This window comes from Novosphingobium sp. 11B (assembly GCF_054589055.1).
Genome location: NZ_BAAILP010000285.1, coordinates 1 through 409, shown reverse-complemented (window position 1 = coordinate 409; position 409 = coordinate 1). Strand labels below are relative to the sequence as shown.

1 protein-coding gene is annotated in these 409 nt (G+C 56.7%); it reads right to left on the bottom strand.

Going from position 1 to position 409, the window contains the following annotated elements:
- The coding region (locus tag ACYPYD_RS24435; RefSeq protein WP_459662230.1) for a transposase at positions 1 to 305 on the bottom strand (305 nt) is incomplete at its 3' end.
- Between the last annotated feature and the right edge of the window lie 104 nt (positions 306 to 409).

Here is a 409-nt window from a genome sequence, read left to right as displayed (position 1 = left end):
CGGGCCATCATCAACAAGGTGTGGTTTATCGTCAGCCACAGCCCGTTGTCTCGCCACAAGTAGAACCAATGCCGCACGCTCGACACCGGCGGAAAGCAAGGCGGCAGCATCCGCCATGGCAGGCCTCCGCGCAGTAGGTACAGAATTGCCTCGACGATGCGTCGTAATGGCCATTTGCGGGGCCGTCCGACACGAGACGCAGGTGGAAGCAATGGCTCCAGCAGCGCCCACTCGGCATCCGTCAAATCGCTTGGCAAAGCTAGCCCTCTTCGCGCATGAAGGGCGCGAGTGGTATCGGTCCACATCGTTGAATCCATGGTAGTTTTTGGCGAAACCCATGAATCAATGACAGGCCAAAGCGTCAAGCTAACCTGCTGATACCACTCAACTTATTTTCTGATCAGGCTCT